Source organism: Stenotrophomonas sp. TWI1149 (assembly GCF_039673155.1).
GTDB classification, from domain to species: Bacteria; Pseudomonadota; Gammaproteobacteria; order Xanthomonadales; family Xanthomonadaceae; genus Stenotrophomonas; species Stenotrophomonas maltophilia_AA.
Genome location: NZ_JBDJLB010000006.1, coordinates 28,923 through 43,981, shown reverse-complemented (window position 1 = coordinate 43,981; position 15,059 = coordinate 28,923). Strand labels below are relative to the sequence as shown.

Sequence of the window (15,059 nt, the reverse complement as noted above, 5' to 3'; positions counted from 1 at the left end):
ATGAGCAAGGAACTTTTGCTGGTAGTGGATGCGGTCGCCAACGAAAAAGGCGTCCCGCGCGAAGTCATCTTCGATGCCATCGAGGCCGCGTTGGCTTCGGCTGCCAAAAAGCGTTACCCGGAAGAAGAAGTGCTGGCCCGTGTGTCGATCGACCACAAGGACGGCAACTACGAAACCTTCCGCCGCTGGGAAGTGGTGGCCGATGACGTGGTCATGGAGTCTCCGGACCGCCAGATCCGTCTGATGGACGCCATCGATGAAGCCGACGGCGTGGAAGTCGGCGATTTCATCGAAGAGCAGATTGAAAACCCGGACTTCGGCCGTATCGCCGCACAGGCCGCCAAGCAGGTGATCGTCCAGCGTGTACGCGAGGCCGAGCGTCAGCAGGTGGTCGATGCGTGGAAGGATCGCGTCGGCGAACTGGTTACCGGTGTGGTCAAGCGCGCCGAGCGCGGCAACATCTATGTGGACCTGGGCGGCAACGCCGAGGCCTTCATTCCGAAGGACAAAGGCATTCCGCGCGACGTACTGCGCGCTGGCGACCGCGTGCGCGGTTACCTGGCCGAAGTCCGTTCGGAACCGCGTGGCCCGCAGCTGTTCATCAGCCGCGCCGCCCCGGAATTCATGATCGAACTGTTCAAGCTCGAAGTGCCGGAAGTCGGCCAGGGCCTGGTCGAGATCAAGGCCTGTGCACGTGATCCGGGCGACCGCGCCAAGATCGCCGTGCTGGCCCACGATTCGCGTACCGATCCGATCGGTGCCTGCATCGGCATGCGCGGTTCGCGCGTGCAGGCCGTGTCCAACGAGCTCAATGGCGAGCGCGTGGACATCGTGCTGTGGAACGAGAACCCCGCCAACTTCGTCATCAATGCGATGGCGCCGGCGGAAGTGCAGTCGATCATCGTCGATGAAGAAAAGCACTCGATGGACCTGGCCGTGGCGGAAGAGCGCCTGGCCCAGGCGATCGGCAAGGGCGGCCAGAACGTCCGTCTTGCCAGCCGCCTGACCGGTTGGCAGCTCAATGTGATGACCCAGGACCAGGTGACCGCCAAGTCCGAGGCAGAGCAGACCGTTGCCCGCCAGCTGTTCATGGACAAGCTGGAAGTGGATGAAGAAATCGCCGCCATCCTGGTGACCGAAGGCTTCAACACCGTGGAAGAAATCGCCTACGTCCCGGTCGGCGAACTGCTGGCCGTGGAAGGCTTCGACGAAGACATCGTCGAAGAGCTGCGTGCCCGTGCCCGCGATGCGCTGCTCAACGAAGCGCTGGCGGTGGAAGAAGGTCTGGAAGACGGCTCGCCGTCGGAAGACCTGCTCGCCCTGGAAGGCATGGACGAGGCGACCGCCTACGCCCTCGCCGGTCATGGCGTGCGTACCAGTGAGGACCTGTCGGAGCTGGCCGCCGACGAGATCCTCGAGTTCGGCATCGAGGACATGGACCAGGAGCGCGCCGCCGCCCTGATCCTTGCCGCCCGAGCCGAGGAGATCGCCCGCCTGGAGCGCGGCGAATGAGCCAGCGATGAACAGTGCCCTGACCCGCTCAGGGCTTAGACTCCGCGCTGCCTTCGCACGTTTCGAGGGAGCGCCAACCAGATCATAGGATCCGAATGTCGCAGCAAACCACCATCCGCAAGCTTGCCGAACTGGTCAATACCCCGGTCGATAAACTGCTCGTACAACTTGCCGAAGCCGGCATGAAGTTCAGCGGTCCCGACCAGGTCGTGACCAGTACCGAGAAGGTGAAGCTCCTGGGCTTCCTTCGTCGCTCGCACGGCAAGACCGAGCAGCCCGTCGAGAGCACCGACGAGGCCGCCAAGAAGATCACCCTCAACCGTCGCAAGTTGCAGGAAGTGACCGTCAGCGCCGGCCGCAGCAAGACCACCGTCAACGTGGAAGTGCGCCAGAAGCGTACCTACATGAAGGACGCCAGCGGCAAGCCGATGACCGCGGATGAGGAGCGCGCCGACATCCTGCGCAAGCTGGAGGAATCCCGCCAGCGCAATCTGGACGAGCAGCGCGCACTGGCCGAGAAGGACCGTGCGCGCGATGAAGAAATCGCCCGCAAGCGTCAGGAAGAAATCGACGCCAAGGAACGTGCCGAAGCCGAGCGCAAGGCGGCCGAAGCCGCTGCTGAAGCAGCCAAGAACGCACCGCCGGCCCCGGCCCCGGCTGCGGCCAAGCCCGCTGCTGCCGATGCACCGGCCCGCAATGCGCGTCCGGCCGCACCGTCGGCTGCCCGTCCGGCACCGCGTTCGGACGATCGCAACTCGAACAACAACAACAACAACAACCGCCCGGGCGCCAAGCGCGACGACGATGGTGGCAACCGCTTCGCCGGTCAGCTGCATCTGTCGGCCGCCGATCGTGCCCGCCGCGGCAACAACAGCAACTCGCGCGGTCGTCCGACCGGGCGCGTGCAGCACGGCAGCCGCCGTGACAGCAACCAGTCGCGCAGCGGCGGTGGTGCCCATGGCTTCGAACGTCCGGTCGCTCCGATCGTGCGTGACGTGACCATCGGCGACACCATCACCGTCGCCGATCTGGCCCAGAAGCTGGCCGTCAAGGGCGGCGATGTGGTCAAGGCACTGTTCAAGATGGGCGTCATGGCGACCATCACCCAGACCATCGACCACGATACCGCCGCGCTGGTGACCGAAGAACTCGGCCACAACGTGATCCGTGCCAACACCAACGACGCCGAAGACGCGCTGCTGGCGCTGGCCGGTGGCAACCAGGGCGAGCCGGTGGCACGCCCGCCGGTCGTCACGATCATGGGCCACGTCGATCACGGCAAGACCTCGCTGCTGGATTACATCCGCCGCACCAAGGTCGCCACGGGCGAAGCCGGTGGCATCACCCAGCACATCGGTGCGTACCACGTTGAAACGCCGAAGGGCGTGATCAGCTTCCTGGATACCCCGGGCCACGCGGCGTTTACGTCGATGCGTGCCCGCGGTGCCAAGCTGACCGACATCGTGGTGCTGGTGGTGGCTGCCGACGACGGCGTCATGCCGCAGACCAAGGAAGCCATCCAGCACGCCCGTTCGGCGGGTGTGCCGCTGATCGTGGCGATCAACAAGATCGACAAGTCCGGCGCCGATCCGATGCGCGTCAAGAACGAGCTGCTCACCGAGCAGGTCGTGTCCGAAGACTTCGGTGGCGACACCCAGATGGTCGAAATCTCGGCCAAGGCTGGCCTGGGCATCGACGACCTGCTGGATGCGATCTCGATCCAGGCCGAACTGCTGGAACTGAAGGCCGTGGCCGACGGTCGCGCCACCGGCGTGGTCATCGAGTCCTCGCTGGACAAGGGCCGCGGCCCGATCGCCACCGTGCTGGTGCAGCAGGGTTCGCTGAAGAAGGGCGATTACCTGGTCTGCGGTATCCAGTACGGCCGCGTGCGCGCCCTCTTCGACGAAACCGGCGCACAGCCTGAGCAGGCGGGTCCTTCGATTCCGGTGCAGGTGCTGGGTCTGTCCGGCGTGCCGGATGCCGGCGATGACTTCGTCGTGGTCGAAGACGAGCGTCTGGCCAAGGACGTCGCGCAGCAGCGCGAAACCAAGCGCCGTGAATCGCGCCTGGTGCAGTCTGCCGGCAGCCGCATGGAAGACATCATGGCGACCCTGGGCAAGGGCGATGGCCAACAGGTGTTGAACCTGGTGATCAAGGCCGATGTGCAGGGTTCGGTGCAGGCGCTGAGCCAGGCACTGGTCGCGCTGTCCAACGACGACATCCGCATCAACGTGATCCACTCCGGCGTGGGCGGCATCACCGAGTCGGACGCCAACTCGGCGGTTGCCTCCAAGGCCACCGTGATCGGCTTCAACGTGCGTGCCGACGCCTCCGCGCGTCGCATCATCGAGTCCAACGGCGTGGACCTGCGTTACTTCTCGATCATCTATGACGTGATCGATCAGGTGAAGCAGGTGGCTTCCGGTCTGCTCGGCGTGGAAATCCGCGAAGAGATCATCGGTATCGCCCAGGTCCGCGATGTGTTCCGCAGCTCGAAGTTCGGTGCGGTCGCAGGCTGCATGATCATCGAAGGTACGGTGAAGCGCAGCAAGCCGATCCGCGTCCTGCGCGACAGCGTCGTGGTCTTCGAAGGCGAGCTGGAATCGCTGCGTCGCTTCAAGGAGAACGTCGAGGAAGTCCGCAACGGTACCGAATGCGGTATCGGCGTGAAGGCTTACAACGACGTCAAGCCGGGTGACCAGATCGAGTGCTTCGAGCGTATCGAAGTGCCGCGCACCCTGTAATGTTCCAGGCCGGGCCGCATCACGCGGTCCGGCTTTTTCGCTTACGCATCACCCTTCAAGACGAGTCCGCCTACCGTGCCAAAGACCTTCCATCGAACCGACCGTGTTTCCGCCCAGATCCGCCGCGAACTGGGGACGCTCGTGCACAACGCCGTGCGTGTACACGGCCTGCCTTCGGTGAGCGTCTCCGACGTGGAAATCACCCGTGACATGGCGCATGCCAAGATTTTCGTCACGGCACTGATGCCCGAGCGTTCGGTGGAAGCGATGAAGGGCCTGAAGGAACTGGCCTGGGAATTGCGCATGGAGCTGGCGCGTGCGATGAAGCTGCGCCACGTGCCCGAGCTGCACTTCCACTACGATGATTCGGTGGACCGCGGCGAGCGCATCGACAACATCCTGCGCGACCTGCCCGATACGCTGGCGGCAGAGAAGAGCCGGCAGGGTGATGAAGGCGATGAAGGTGTCGAAGACGACACCGACGAAGGCGAAAAGAAAGTCTGATGGACCAACAGCCCGAAAGGGCTGTTGTCTTATGGGGCGGGGCCTGTCGCAGCGCGACCGCTCCGCCGGAGGCCGGATTGACCGGCAGCGCCACACGGCGCCGTTTTGAATTGAATGCATGGCACCTCGAATTTCGTTCCGCCGCCTGGATGGCATCCTGCTGCTCGACAAGCCCACCGGCATGAGCTCCAACGCCGCCCTGCAGGTGGCGCGGCGCCTGTACCGGGCAGAGAAGGGCGGCCACACCGGCAGCCTGGACCCGCTGGCCACCGGCCTGCTGCCGCTGTGCTTCGGCGAAGCCACCAAGATCGCCGGCCTGCTGCTTGGATCGGCCAAGGCCTACGACGCCGAGGTGGTGCTGGGCCAGACCACCGATACCGATGACGCCGATGGCACCGTGCTGCGTGAGCGGCCCGTTCCTTCCATCAGCGCAGCGGCGCTGGAGGCGGCGCTGGCCCCGCTGCGCGGTCGCATCCGCCAGCGCGCCCCGATCTATTCCGCGCTCAAGCAGGGCGGTGAGCCGCTGTATATGAAGGCCCGTCGCGGCGAGGCGATCGAGGCACCCGAGCGCGATGTCGAGGTGCACGCCCTGGAGGTGCTGGACCAGCAGCCGACGCATCTCTCCCTGCGGGTGACCTGCGGTTCAGGCACCTACATCCGCAGCCTGGCCCGGGATCTCGGCGAGACCCTGGGCTGCGGTGCGCATATCGCCGGCCTGCGCCGGCTGTGGGTGGACCCCTTCCGGGAGGCCCCGATGGTCACCCTGGAGACCCTGTGGGCCCTGGCCGAGCAGGGCGATGAGGCCGGCATGGAGGCCCTGCTGCTGCCTCTGGACGCGGGTCTGGCCCATTACCCCCGGGTCACGCTGGACGACGCGCAGACCCCCCGCTTCCGCGTGGGCCAGCGCATCCGCGACGCCGGCTGGCCGCAGGGTGGGGTGGTCGTCTTCGGCCCGGGCGAGGCGATCCAGGGCCTGGGCCAGGTCGACGAGACCGGTCTGCTGGCGCCGCAGCGCTTGTTCAACCTCTGACCGACCCGGCCCGGGACCCGGTCCTTGTTCCGGAGGGCCACGGACGTTACAATTCCGCGGCCTTTTCAGGCTTCCCGCGTTCTGCGGGTTCATCCTTTCGTTCACGGCGAGTCGCGCGGTACGTCAATGGGACGTTTCTGCGGGCCACGCATCCAAGAGAAAAAAGATATGTCGATCGACACCCAGAAGGTCATTGAAGACAACAAGCGCAGCGCGGCTGACACCGGCTCCCCGGAAGTCCAGGTCGCTCTGCTGACCGCCCGCATCGAACTGCTGACCGGCCACTTCAAGACCCACAAGAAGGATCACCACAGCCGTCGTGGTCTGCTGCAGATGGTCAACCGTCGCCGCAGCCTGCTCGACTACCTGAAGAAGAAAGACGCTCCGCGTTACAAGGCCCTGATCGAAAAGCTCGGCCTGCGTCGCTAAGCACGAACCCCCACCGCGGCGCAGGAATGCGCCGCGGTTTTGTTTTGGCAGTACCGCATCAAACGTATGGGCCGGACAACCGGTCACCCGTCGGCGGCAAGGGTCGCCCGCGGTCCATTGAAGAAAGCATCATCCAAGGAAACCCCCGTGGCAAAAATCACCAAAACCTTCCAGTACGGCAAGCACACCGTCACGCTTGAAACCGGCGAAATCGCCCGTCAGGCCGGCGGTGCCGTCATCGTCAAGTTCGACGACACCGTGCTGCTGGTCTCCGCCGTTGCCGCCAAGAGCGCGCGTGAGGGCCAGGACTTCTTCCCCCTGACCTGCGACTATCAGGAGAAGTTCTACGCAGGTGGCCGTATCCCGGGCGGTTTCTTCAAGCGCGAAGGCCGCGCGACCGAAAAAGAGACGCTGATTTCGCGCCTGATCGATCGCCCGATCCGTCCGCTGTTCCCGGAAGACTACAAGAACGAAGTCCAGATCATCGCTACCGTGATGTCGCTGAACCCGGACATCGATGGTGACATCGCTGCCCTGATCGGTGCCTCGGCTGCGCTGTCGCTGGCCGGTACCCCGTTCAAGGGTCCGATCGCCGCCGCCAAGGTCGGTTACAAGAACGGTGAGTACATCCTCAACCCGACCGTGACCGAGCTGAAGGATTCGGAGCTGGAACTGGTTGTCGCCGGTACCGCCAACGCCGTGCTGATGGTGGAATCCGAAGCCGCGCTGCTGTCCGAAGACGTGATGCTGGGCGCCGTGACCTTCGGTCACCGCGAAATGCAGAAGGTCATCAACGCGATCAACGAGCTGACCGTGGAAGCCGGCACCAAGCCGTCGACCTGGGAAGCCCCGGCCAAGAACGACGTGCTGATCAGCGCCCTGCAGGAAGCCATCGGCCCGCGCCTGGGCGAAGCCTTCCAGGTGCGCGACAAGCTGCAGCGCCGTGACGCCATCTCGGCGATCAAGAAGGACGTGGTCGAGTCGCTGGCGGGCCGTGTGGCCGCCGAAGGCTGGAACCCGGCCGAGCTGTCGAAGGAATTCGGCGAGCTGGAATACAGCACCATGCGCAACTCGGTGCTGGACACCAAGGTCCGCATCGACGGCCGTGCGCTGGACACCGTCCGCCCGATCTCCGTGAAGACCGGCATCCTGCCGCGTACCCACGGCTCCTCGCTGTTCACCCGCGGTGAGACGCAGGCGATCGTGACCATCACCCTGGGCACCGCCCGTGATGGCCAGGTCATCGATGCCGTCGCCGGTGAGTACAAGGAAAACTTCCTCTTCCATTACAACTTCCCCCCCTACTCGGTGGGTGAGACCGGCCGCATGATGGGCCCGAAGCGTCGCGAAATCGGCCACGGCCGCCTCGCCAAGCGCGGCGTGCTGGCAGTGATGCCGTCGCTGGAAGCCTTCCCGTACACCATCCGCGTGGTCTCGGAAATCACCGAATCCAACGGCTCCTCGTCGATGGCCTCGGTCTGCGGTTCCTCGCTGGCCCTGATGGACGCCGGCGTGCCGGTCAAGTCGCCGGTGGCCGGTATCGCCATGGGTCTGGTCAAGGAAGGCGAGCGCTTCGTCGTCCTGTCCGACATCCTGGGCGACGAAGATCACCTGGGCGACATGGACTTCAAGGTGGCCGGTACTGCCGAGGGCATCTCCGCCCTGCAGATGGACATCAAGATCGAAGGCATCACCGAAGAGATCATGAAGCAGGCACTGCAGCAGGCCAAGGCTGGCCGTCTGCACATCCTGGGTGAAATGGCCCACGGCCTGACCGCCCCGCGCGAAGAGCTGTCGGACTACGCGCCGCGCCTGCTGACCATCAAGATCCACCCGGACAAGATCCGCGAAGTGATCGGCAAGGGTGGTTCCACCATCCAGGCCATCACCAAGGAAACCGGCACCCAGATCGACATCCAGGATGACGGCACCATCGTCATCGCGTCGGTCAACGCCATCGCTGCGCAGGCTGCCAAGGCCCGCATCGAGCAGATCACCTCGGACGTCGAGCCGGGCCGTATCTACGAAGGCAAGGTCGCCAAGATCATGGACTTCGGTGCGTTCGTCACGATCCTGCCGGGCAAGGACGGCCTGGTCCACGTGTCGCAGATCTCCAGCGACCGCGTCGAGAAGGTCGGCGATGTGCTGAAGGAAGGCGATGTGGTCAAGGTCAAGGTCCTGGAAGTCGACAAGCAGGGCCGTATCCGCCTGTCGATGAAGGCCGTCGAAGAAGGCGAGGGCGTCACCGCCGAGTAATCGGCCCAGGCCGATCTCGCGGTAGGTGAGGACCGTTGGTCCTCACGCTTTCGCAGACACGAAAAAAGCGGGCTTCGGCCCGCTTTTTTTGTGCCCGATGCGACCCGCATGACACGAACAGTCACGTTGCAGCACGTTGCATGACGTCACGGGGCGGCCCGGAAGACCGCATGGACTGTCCGCTGGACGGATTCGCAGGACATCGTCACCGATGGCACGCACAGCGTGCGCCGCACTGCTAACGTGGCCTCGCCTTCGACCGGGGAGATCCCATGTTCCGTCCTGCCGTCGCTGTTCTCGCCGTCCTGATCGCCAGCGTGTTGCCACAGGCGGCCTCCGCCACCGAGCCGTTGCCCACGGTCATCGGCGCGTATTACCCCGGCGGCTCCGCCGACCGCTATCCGGTGGAAGACATTCCGGCCGACACGCTGACCCATCTGTTCTACGCGTTCGCCACCATCGACCAAGGTCAGTGCGTCGTCGCGCCACAGGCCGACGCGCACTTCAAGGCACTGGCCACGCTCAAGCGCGCGCATACGACGCTGCAAACGCTGATCTCGATCGGTGGCTGGAACGCCGGCGGCTTCTCCGATGCGGCGCTGACCGCGGAAAGCCGACAGCGCTTCGTGTCCTCCTGCGTGGCGCTGTTCTTCGAGCGTCATCGCGGCAGTTTCGACGGCGTGGACATCGATTGGGAATTCCCCGTGTATGGCGGACCGACCGAGATCACCGACCGCCCGGAAGACCGGCGCAACATGACCCTGCTGGTGCAGGAGTTCCGACGCCAGCTTGATGCGCTGGACAAGGCCGACGGCCAGCATCGGCTGGTCACCGCCGCATTGCCTGCCGGTCGGGTGCAGACCGATGGTCCGTACGATCCGGCACGCAGTTATGAGCTCAAGGCGCTGGGCCACGCGCTCGATTTCATCAACCTGATGAGCTACGACATGGGCACTGGCTTCTCGGCGGTGTCCACCTTCAACGCGCCGCTGCACGCGGTGCCGGAGGATCCGCTGGCGCCGGAACTCAAACGCTGGAACAGCGTGGCCGGGGCGGTGGCGTACTACGAGCAGCAGGGAGTGCCGAAAGAGAAGCTGGTGCTCGGCGTGCCGTTCTACGGTCGTGGCTTCACGCTGGAGGGCGATGCCAACCACGGCCTCTACCAGCGCTACAGCGCGCCGCATCCGGCCGGTAACTGGCGGCAGATCCAGGCCGGCATGCTCGGCCAGCCCGGCTGGGAGCGGCACTGGCACCCGGCCGCGCAGAGCCCGTGGCTGTACAACGCCACCGAAAAGGTCTTCATCAGCTTCGAGGATCCCACCTCGATCGGCCTGCGCGCGAGCTTCGCCAGGGACAACGGCCTGCGCGGCGTCTTCATGTGGGAGCTGACCGGCGACGATGCGCAGGGCAGCCTGCTCAAGGCCATGGTGGCGCCGTTCCAGGGCCCTGCGAAGTAACCCCACGGGAAGAGGGCGCCGCGACCCAGGCGCGTGCCCTATGCTTGCCCGCATGGAGAGCGTCCGGCTGCTGGATCTGCACATCGACCGCAACGCACAGCAAGTGCGGCGCGGGGATGAGCTGTTGCCGGTCAACGGGCTGAGTTGGCGGCTGTTGGAGTGTCTGCTGGCCCATGGCAACGCCGTCGTCGATTTCGACACGCTGGCCGATCAGGTGTGGGCACCGGCGGTAGTCGGCGAGGATGCGATCAGCCAGCGCGTGAAGCTGCTTCGTCAGGCGCTGGGCGATGACAGCCGACGGCCACGGTATGTGCGCTCGGTGCGCGGCCGTGGCTACCAGCTGTGTGCGCCGCCGCAGCCGGTGATGCACGACACCGTGGCCACCGTCAGCGCGGAGGGCGCCCTCGCGTCACGCCGGCAGCGAGGTGCACGCTGGATCTGGTGGGGGGCGGGTGTGACCGTCGTCGCGGTGGCTGCCGCGTTGATCGCGGTCCGTCCCGGTACCGCGCCGGTGTCGCCTGCCGATCCGGTCCTGCAGCGCGCTGCGTATTACGCGGGCATCGGGCAGGCCAGCAACAACGAGCGTGCGATCGGGCTGTACCGCCAGGCGCTGCAGATGGATCCGGAATCGTTGATGGCCAAACGTGGGCTCGCCCGTGCACTGGCGGCCGACGCCTGTCTGTTCAACGGCGCACGCGAACGCGCGCAGGAAGCCCTGGTGTTGGGCGACGAACTGGTGCGCAAGGTGCCGGACGATGCGGCCAGCTGGGCCGCGCGCGGTTATGCCCACGATTGCCTCGGCGCGATGTCGCAGGCCATGGCGGACTACCGGCAGGCCCTGCAGCACGACCCGGGTGACGAGCGGACGCGCGCGTCGCTGGCCTATCTGCAGCAGGAAAAGGGCGACCTCGCGCAGGCCCTGCAGGACAACCTGTCGCTGCGCGCGCCCGAGCGTGTCCGCTTCCGCGACGTGCAGGTCGCGCGCGAACTGGAACTGCTGGGTTTCACCGATGCCGCCGCGCGCCGGCACGCACGCAACTTCCAGCTCTATCCGGACAATGTGTTCGCCAACATCGCCTGGCCGCACAGCCTGTTGTCGATGGGCGAGCCGGGCAAGGCACGGCAGGCACTCGATCAGGCACTCGCTCGCGGGACACCGCACCCGCAGTTGCTGCGCCTGCAGGGCGAGATGCTGTTGTTGAGCGGGAATCGCAAGGGCGCCGCTGAAGCCTTCGAGCAGAGCCGTGCCCTGCGCCCGCAGCAGTCGATGGGCCAGACCTTGGCCGGCCTGTACGGCGATGCCGCAGCCACACCCGCGTGGATCGCCGGGCACCTGCAGGTGCTGGAGGGCCAGGCCGACGATGGCTGGTCCGACACCGCGCTGGAGCGCGCGATGTTGCTGCAGGCCCAGGGCGACGACGCCGCAGCGCTGGCCGCCCTGCATCACGCGGTGAACGCCGGCTTCCGCGATGCGGGGTGGTTGCGCGCCACCCCCTTGTTTGCGCCGCTGCACGGTGCGGCCGGCTGGCAGGGACTGCTCGACACGATCGAGACGGACGTAGCTGCCCAGCGTGCCCAGGTGTTGGCCGCCCCGTGGCGGCCAACAGACCTCGAGGGCCTCAGCGCAGCGCGGGCAGCAGGAACTCGGTGAGGATGCGGCGCGACTGCGGGTGGGCGAAGCTGCGGTTGTAGGCCTGGCTGGTGATCACCGCCACCAGCTTCTTTTCCGGCATCACGAACACGTAGTTGCCGCCGTTGCCGGACATCGTCCAGACCGTGCGTTCGTGCCCCTCCACGGGAAGCTTCAGCCCCCACCACTGGTAGCCGTAATCGCTGCCGTCACCGGTGGTCGCCTGGGCGCTGAGCATCGCCCGGACATAGCGGGCCGGGATCAGCTGCCGGCCCTGCCAGCGCCCCTCGGCCAGCACCAGCTCGCCCAACCGCGCCAGGTCACGGCTGCGGTAGCGCGTTCCGCCGCCGCCCATGCCGATGCCTTCCGGGGAGCGGTTCCACCTGCTCGCGGTGATGCCCAGCGGGCGCTCCAGCACCTGCGCGGCGTAGTCGGCCAAGGGCCGCTTCGTGGCCTGTTCCAGCACCGCGCCGAGCACGAAGGAGTTGGCCGTGCAGTAGGCGTGTGACCGGCCATGCGGGCTGTCCTCCGGGCGCGTCATCCACGGTGCGAAGCCTTTGACCGGCAGCGACAACGCGAAGTCCAGCCAGTGCTCGGTCACGTACATGCGCTCTTCGTTGCCGGCCGAGAACGCATTCTCGTCATCGCACTCCCACAGCGTGCTCATGGTGAGCAGGTCTTCCACCGTCATCGAGCGCAGCCGTGCATCCACCGGATGGCGGGCGGTGAACGCGGGGAAGTAGTCGTACACACGGGCCTGCACGCCGGGCAGGGACCCGTCGCCGATGGCCGCGCCGACCAGCATCGCGGTCACGCTCTTGCTGGCCGAGCGCACGTCATTGAGCGTGTCCGCCGTGCCACCGTTGAAGTAGCCCTCGTAGGCCACCTGGCCGTCCACCAGCAGCAGGACGCTGGTGACCTGTTTGATGTCCTGGGTGGCGATCGCCGACTCCAGCGCGGTGATCCGGGCGCCATCCAGCGCTGCGGGTGCCGCGGGAGAGGTCAATGGCAGGGCGGCCGCCAGGGCAAAGAGCAGGGCGGCAAGTCGGTGTCGGTAGTGGTGCATGGGCAGGGCTCCTCGAGATGAGGGCCGACTACGCCATGACGCGGTCTGAAGTGCTGGAAACGCGGCTGAAGAATTCTGAAAGCCCGCCGCAGCAGGCGTCCAGGGTGATCAGCGCGGTGCGCTCCACACGCTGTTCGGGTCGCCATGCCGCGCGCGGCGCAGGCTCGCACGGGCCAGCGTGGCAAATCCGAAGGCCAGTGCCAGCGCCACCGCGTCCACCCAGAACAAGGGCCAGTAGCCACGTGCAGCGCTCGCCCACGGCCAGTAGCCGGTGAGTGCGCCGTGTACCACCGCCACCAGCGTGGTGCTGATGGCGGCCGCCCAGAGCAGCTCACGGGCGGCCTGGTCGGGGCGACGCACTGCCGCCCACAGCGCACACGCGGCCCAGGTGGCGAAACAGATCCAGCGGATGCCGTGATCGACTGCCTGTGGCGCGACCTGCTCCAGGATCTGCGCGCCCACGAAGCTCGCCGAAACCGCGACGCACAGCCCGATGCACACCCCCACCGTGGCCCGGGCCATGTTGATCTGCGCGCGCCCCTGTTCCACCTGGCGCCGCTTGCGCCGCGATTCGATCCACAGCAGGTTGCCGGAATAGAACAGGAAGGCGCCGCCCAGGCCGAGCAGGAAGTACAGCCAGACCACCACGCCATTGCCGAACTCGCCGAAATGCAGCGCGTAGGCCGCACTCAGGGTGGCGTGGTTGGCATCGCGCTGGCCGGGCAGCTGGCTGCTCAGCAGCCGTCCGCTGGCCGCATCCAGGCCGACCGCGCCGAGCGGTCCCAGGGTGCCGCCGGATTCACCGGTGATCTCGATCGTGGCATTGGCATCGCCGGCATGGGCAAGCTTCAGGAAGGCCGGTTCGAAATCGGCCACGCCCTGCGCGCGCGCCACCTCGATGGCACGGGCGTGCAGCATGCGCAGGTTGGTTCCATTGCCGGACTGGCCGCTGGGCTCGCGTACCGGCGCGGTGTCCATCGCGGCCGGCACCGCCTGCAGCAGCTTGCCGTCGAAGATCAGCGGATTCAGCGCCGCCATCTGCAGGAAGATCAGACAGAGCAGCGCGCCGGTGACCGCGAACATCAGGTGGAAGGGCAGGCTGAGCACGCCGATCACGTTGTGCGCGTCCTGCCACATCTGCTTGAGGTTGCGACCCGGGCGCAGCGCGAACAGATCACCGAACAGCTTGGGCAGGTGGATGACCAGGCCGCTGAGCAGGGCCACGCCATACAGCAGGCTGATGATGCCCATCAGGTAGGTGCCCGCGACCGGCAGGCCGAGGCTGTAGTGCAGTTCGTTGACCAGCTCGGCCAGCCCGGTCTGCGGCGGCGTGATGCTGCCGTCGTAATGGTCCAGCCAGGCATACAGCCAGGTGCCCTTGGCATCCTGCCAATACGCGATCGGCTGCGGATGGTCGCCGCCGGGGAAGGTCATGCCCACATGGGCGCGTGCGGCCGGGTGGCGTTCGAGTACGCCGTCGAGCAGGCGCTGCGCGTCGTCCAGGCTGGCGGCGGGCGTATCCACCGCATGCGGGGTCTGCCACAGCGGCAGATCGTGGTGGAACAGGGTCAGCGCACCGGCGTAGAACGCCACGAACAGCGCGAAACCGGCGACCAGGCCAACCCACGTATGCAGCGTGGTGAAGGTGCGCAGGGTGTGGGAACTGAACTTCATCGCATCGCTCTCATTGCACCGCGCCGGTCAGGCGCAGCAGCCACAACAGGCCGAATCCGGCCACGGCGGTCGCGCTCATCACCGCCCACGCGCGCGCGCCGGTGCGGAAGCTGAAGGCCCAGATCGCGGCCAGCATCCACAAGGGAATGAAGGCGATCAGGCTGGGCACCAGCGCGTTCTGCCACGGCCCCGGCGGCAGCCAGGCGACCAGGCCGGTGGCCGCGGCCGCGACGAAGAACCCCGCCAGGAGGCCGGCACCCGCGCGGGCCCACATCAGCGCATCACCTGTGCCGGGCGGTGCCACGCGGCCAGCAGCGGGAGCAGGATCGCCACCAGCATCCAGCTGCACAGCATCACCACCACACCGGTGGCGATGCCCAGGTTGGCGATCCACAGCCACAGCGCCGCCACGGCAGCCACCAGGCTGATCTGCCGGCCAAGGCGGCCGGCACGGCGCAGACGCGGCCAGCGACAGTGCGGTGAGGCGGCATACAGCGCCAGGGCGGAAAAGGCGGAGCCGGCCAGCGCCAGGCTGCAGAAGCCGAGCGAGGTCAGCGCAACAGTGATCATCGGGAATCCAATCGGCAAACCTGTCCTGGGCAGGACAGTAATGCGCGCATGGTAATCATTGCGGTTTGTGGGCGCCACACGGACGCATTCAGGCGGTCCTGTCCGTTGGCCGCCGCCGGGGCGGCGCATTCATCGGCGGATTGGTTTAAGATCAGGGCAACTCTATCGAGGCAACAAAGGTGGCCCG

12 protein-coding genes are annotated in these 15,059 nt (G+C 66.4%); 8 read left to right on the top strand and 4 right to left on the bottom strand.

Annotation, left to right across the window (positions count from 1 at the left end; all coding sequences use genetic code 11):
• The 8 genes from nusA to ABE424_RS08420 all read left to right on the top strand — a co-directional run bounded on the left by nusA (position 1) and on the right by ABE424_RS08420 (position 11,583).
• Positions 1-1,512, top strand: coding sequence for a transcription termination factor NusA (nusA, locus tag ABE424_RS08455; RefSeq protein WP_346491920.1), 1,512 nt, complete (start codon positions 1-3; stop codon positions 1,510-1,512).
• 95 nt (positions 1,513-1,607) lie between these two features.
• Complete coding sequence (gene infB, locus ABE424_RS08450; protein WP_346491921.1) at positions 1,608-4,256, top strand: translation initiation factor IF-2; 2,649 nt, start codon at positions 1,608-1,610, stop codon at positions 4,254-4,256.
• A gap of 75 nt (positions 4,257-4,331) precedes the next feature.
• Positions 4,332-4,760: a 30S ribosome-binding factor RbfA gene (gene rbfA, locus ABE424_RS08445; RefSeq protein ID WP_176989306.1), complete on the top strand. Its 429-nt coding sequence runs from the start codon at positions 4,332-4,334 to the stop codon at positions 4,758-4,760.
• Positions 4,761-4,878: 118 nt separating this feature from the next.
• Positions 4,879-5,790: a tRNA pseudouridine(55) synthase TruB gene (gene truB / locus ABE424_RS08440; protein WP_346491922.1), complete on the top strand. Its 912-nt coding sequence runs from the start codon at positions 4,879-4,881 to the stop codon at positions 5,788-5,790.
• A gap of 168 nt (positions 5,791-5,958) precedes the next feature.
• On the top strand, positions 5,959-6,219 hold the full coding sequence (gene rpsO / locus ABE424_RS08435) for a 30S ribosomal protein S15 (protein WP_038687260.1): 261 nt from the start codon (positions 5,959-5,961) through the stop codon (positions 6,217-6,219).
• 147 nt (positions 6,220-6,366) lie between these two features.
• Positions 6,367-8,475: a polyribonucleotide nucleotidyltransferase gene (gene pnp / locus ABE424_RS08430; protein WP_346478109.1), complete on the top strand. Its 2,109-nt coding sequence runs from the start codon at positions 6,367-6,369 to the stop codon at positions 8,473-8,475.
• A gap of 272 nt (positions 8,476-8,747) precedes the next feature.
• Positions 8,748-9,932, top strand: a complete 1,185-nt coding sequence (locus ABE424_RS08425) for a glycoside hydrolase family 18 protein (RefSeq protein ID WP_346491923.1) — start codon at positions 8,748-8,750, stop codon at positions 9,930-9,932.
• A gap of 40 nt (positions 9,933-9,972) precedes the next feature.
• Positions 9,973-11,583, top strand: a complete 1,611-nt coding sequence (locus ABE424_RS08420) for a winged helix-turn-helix domain-containing protein (protein ID WP_346491924.1) — start codon at positions 9,973-9,975, stop codon at positions 11,581-11,583.
• On the opposite strand, the gene ABE424_RS08415 is transcribed toward ABE424_RS08420, so the two are convergent.
• The 4 genes from ABE424_RS08415 to ABE424_RS08400 all read right to left on the bottom strand — a co-directional run bounded on the left by ABE424_RS08415 (position 11,552) and on the right by ABE424_RS08400 (position 14,872).
• Positions 11,552-12,628 (bottom strand): serine hydrolase, encoded by a 1,077-nt coding sequence (locus tag ABE424_RS08415; RefSeq protein WP_346491925.1) that lies wholly within the window; start codon positions 12,626-12,628, stop codon positions 11,552-11,554. The two genes, ABE424_RS08420 and ABE424_RS08415, sit on opposite strands and share 32 nt — an antisense overlap.
• 108 nt (positions 12,629-12,736) lie before the next feature.
• Entirely contained in the window at positions 12,737-14,302 is a 1,566-nt protein-coding gene (locus ABE424_RS08410) for a PepSY-associated TM helix domain-containing protein (protein WP_346491926.1), read from the bottom strand.
• Between the two features lie 10 nt (positions 14,303-14,312).
• On the bottom strand, positions 14,313-14,576 hold the full coding sequence (locus ABE424_RS08405; RefSeq protein ID WP_346478114.1) for a hypothetical protein: 264 nt from the start codon (positions 14,574-14,576) through the stop codon (positions 14,313-14,315).
• On the bottom strand, positions 14,576-14,872 hold the full coding sequence (locus ABE424_RS08400) for a hypothetical protein (protein ID WP_179458364.1): 297 nt from the start codon (positions 14,870-14,872) through the stop codon (positions 14,576-14,578). Before ABE424_RS08400 ends, ABE424_RS08405 begins: the two co-directional genes overlap by 1 nt.
• Positions 14,873-15,059 lie beyond the last annotated feature (187 nt).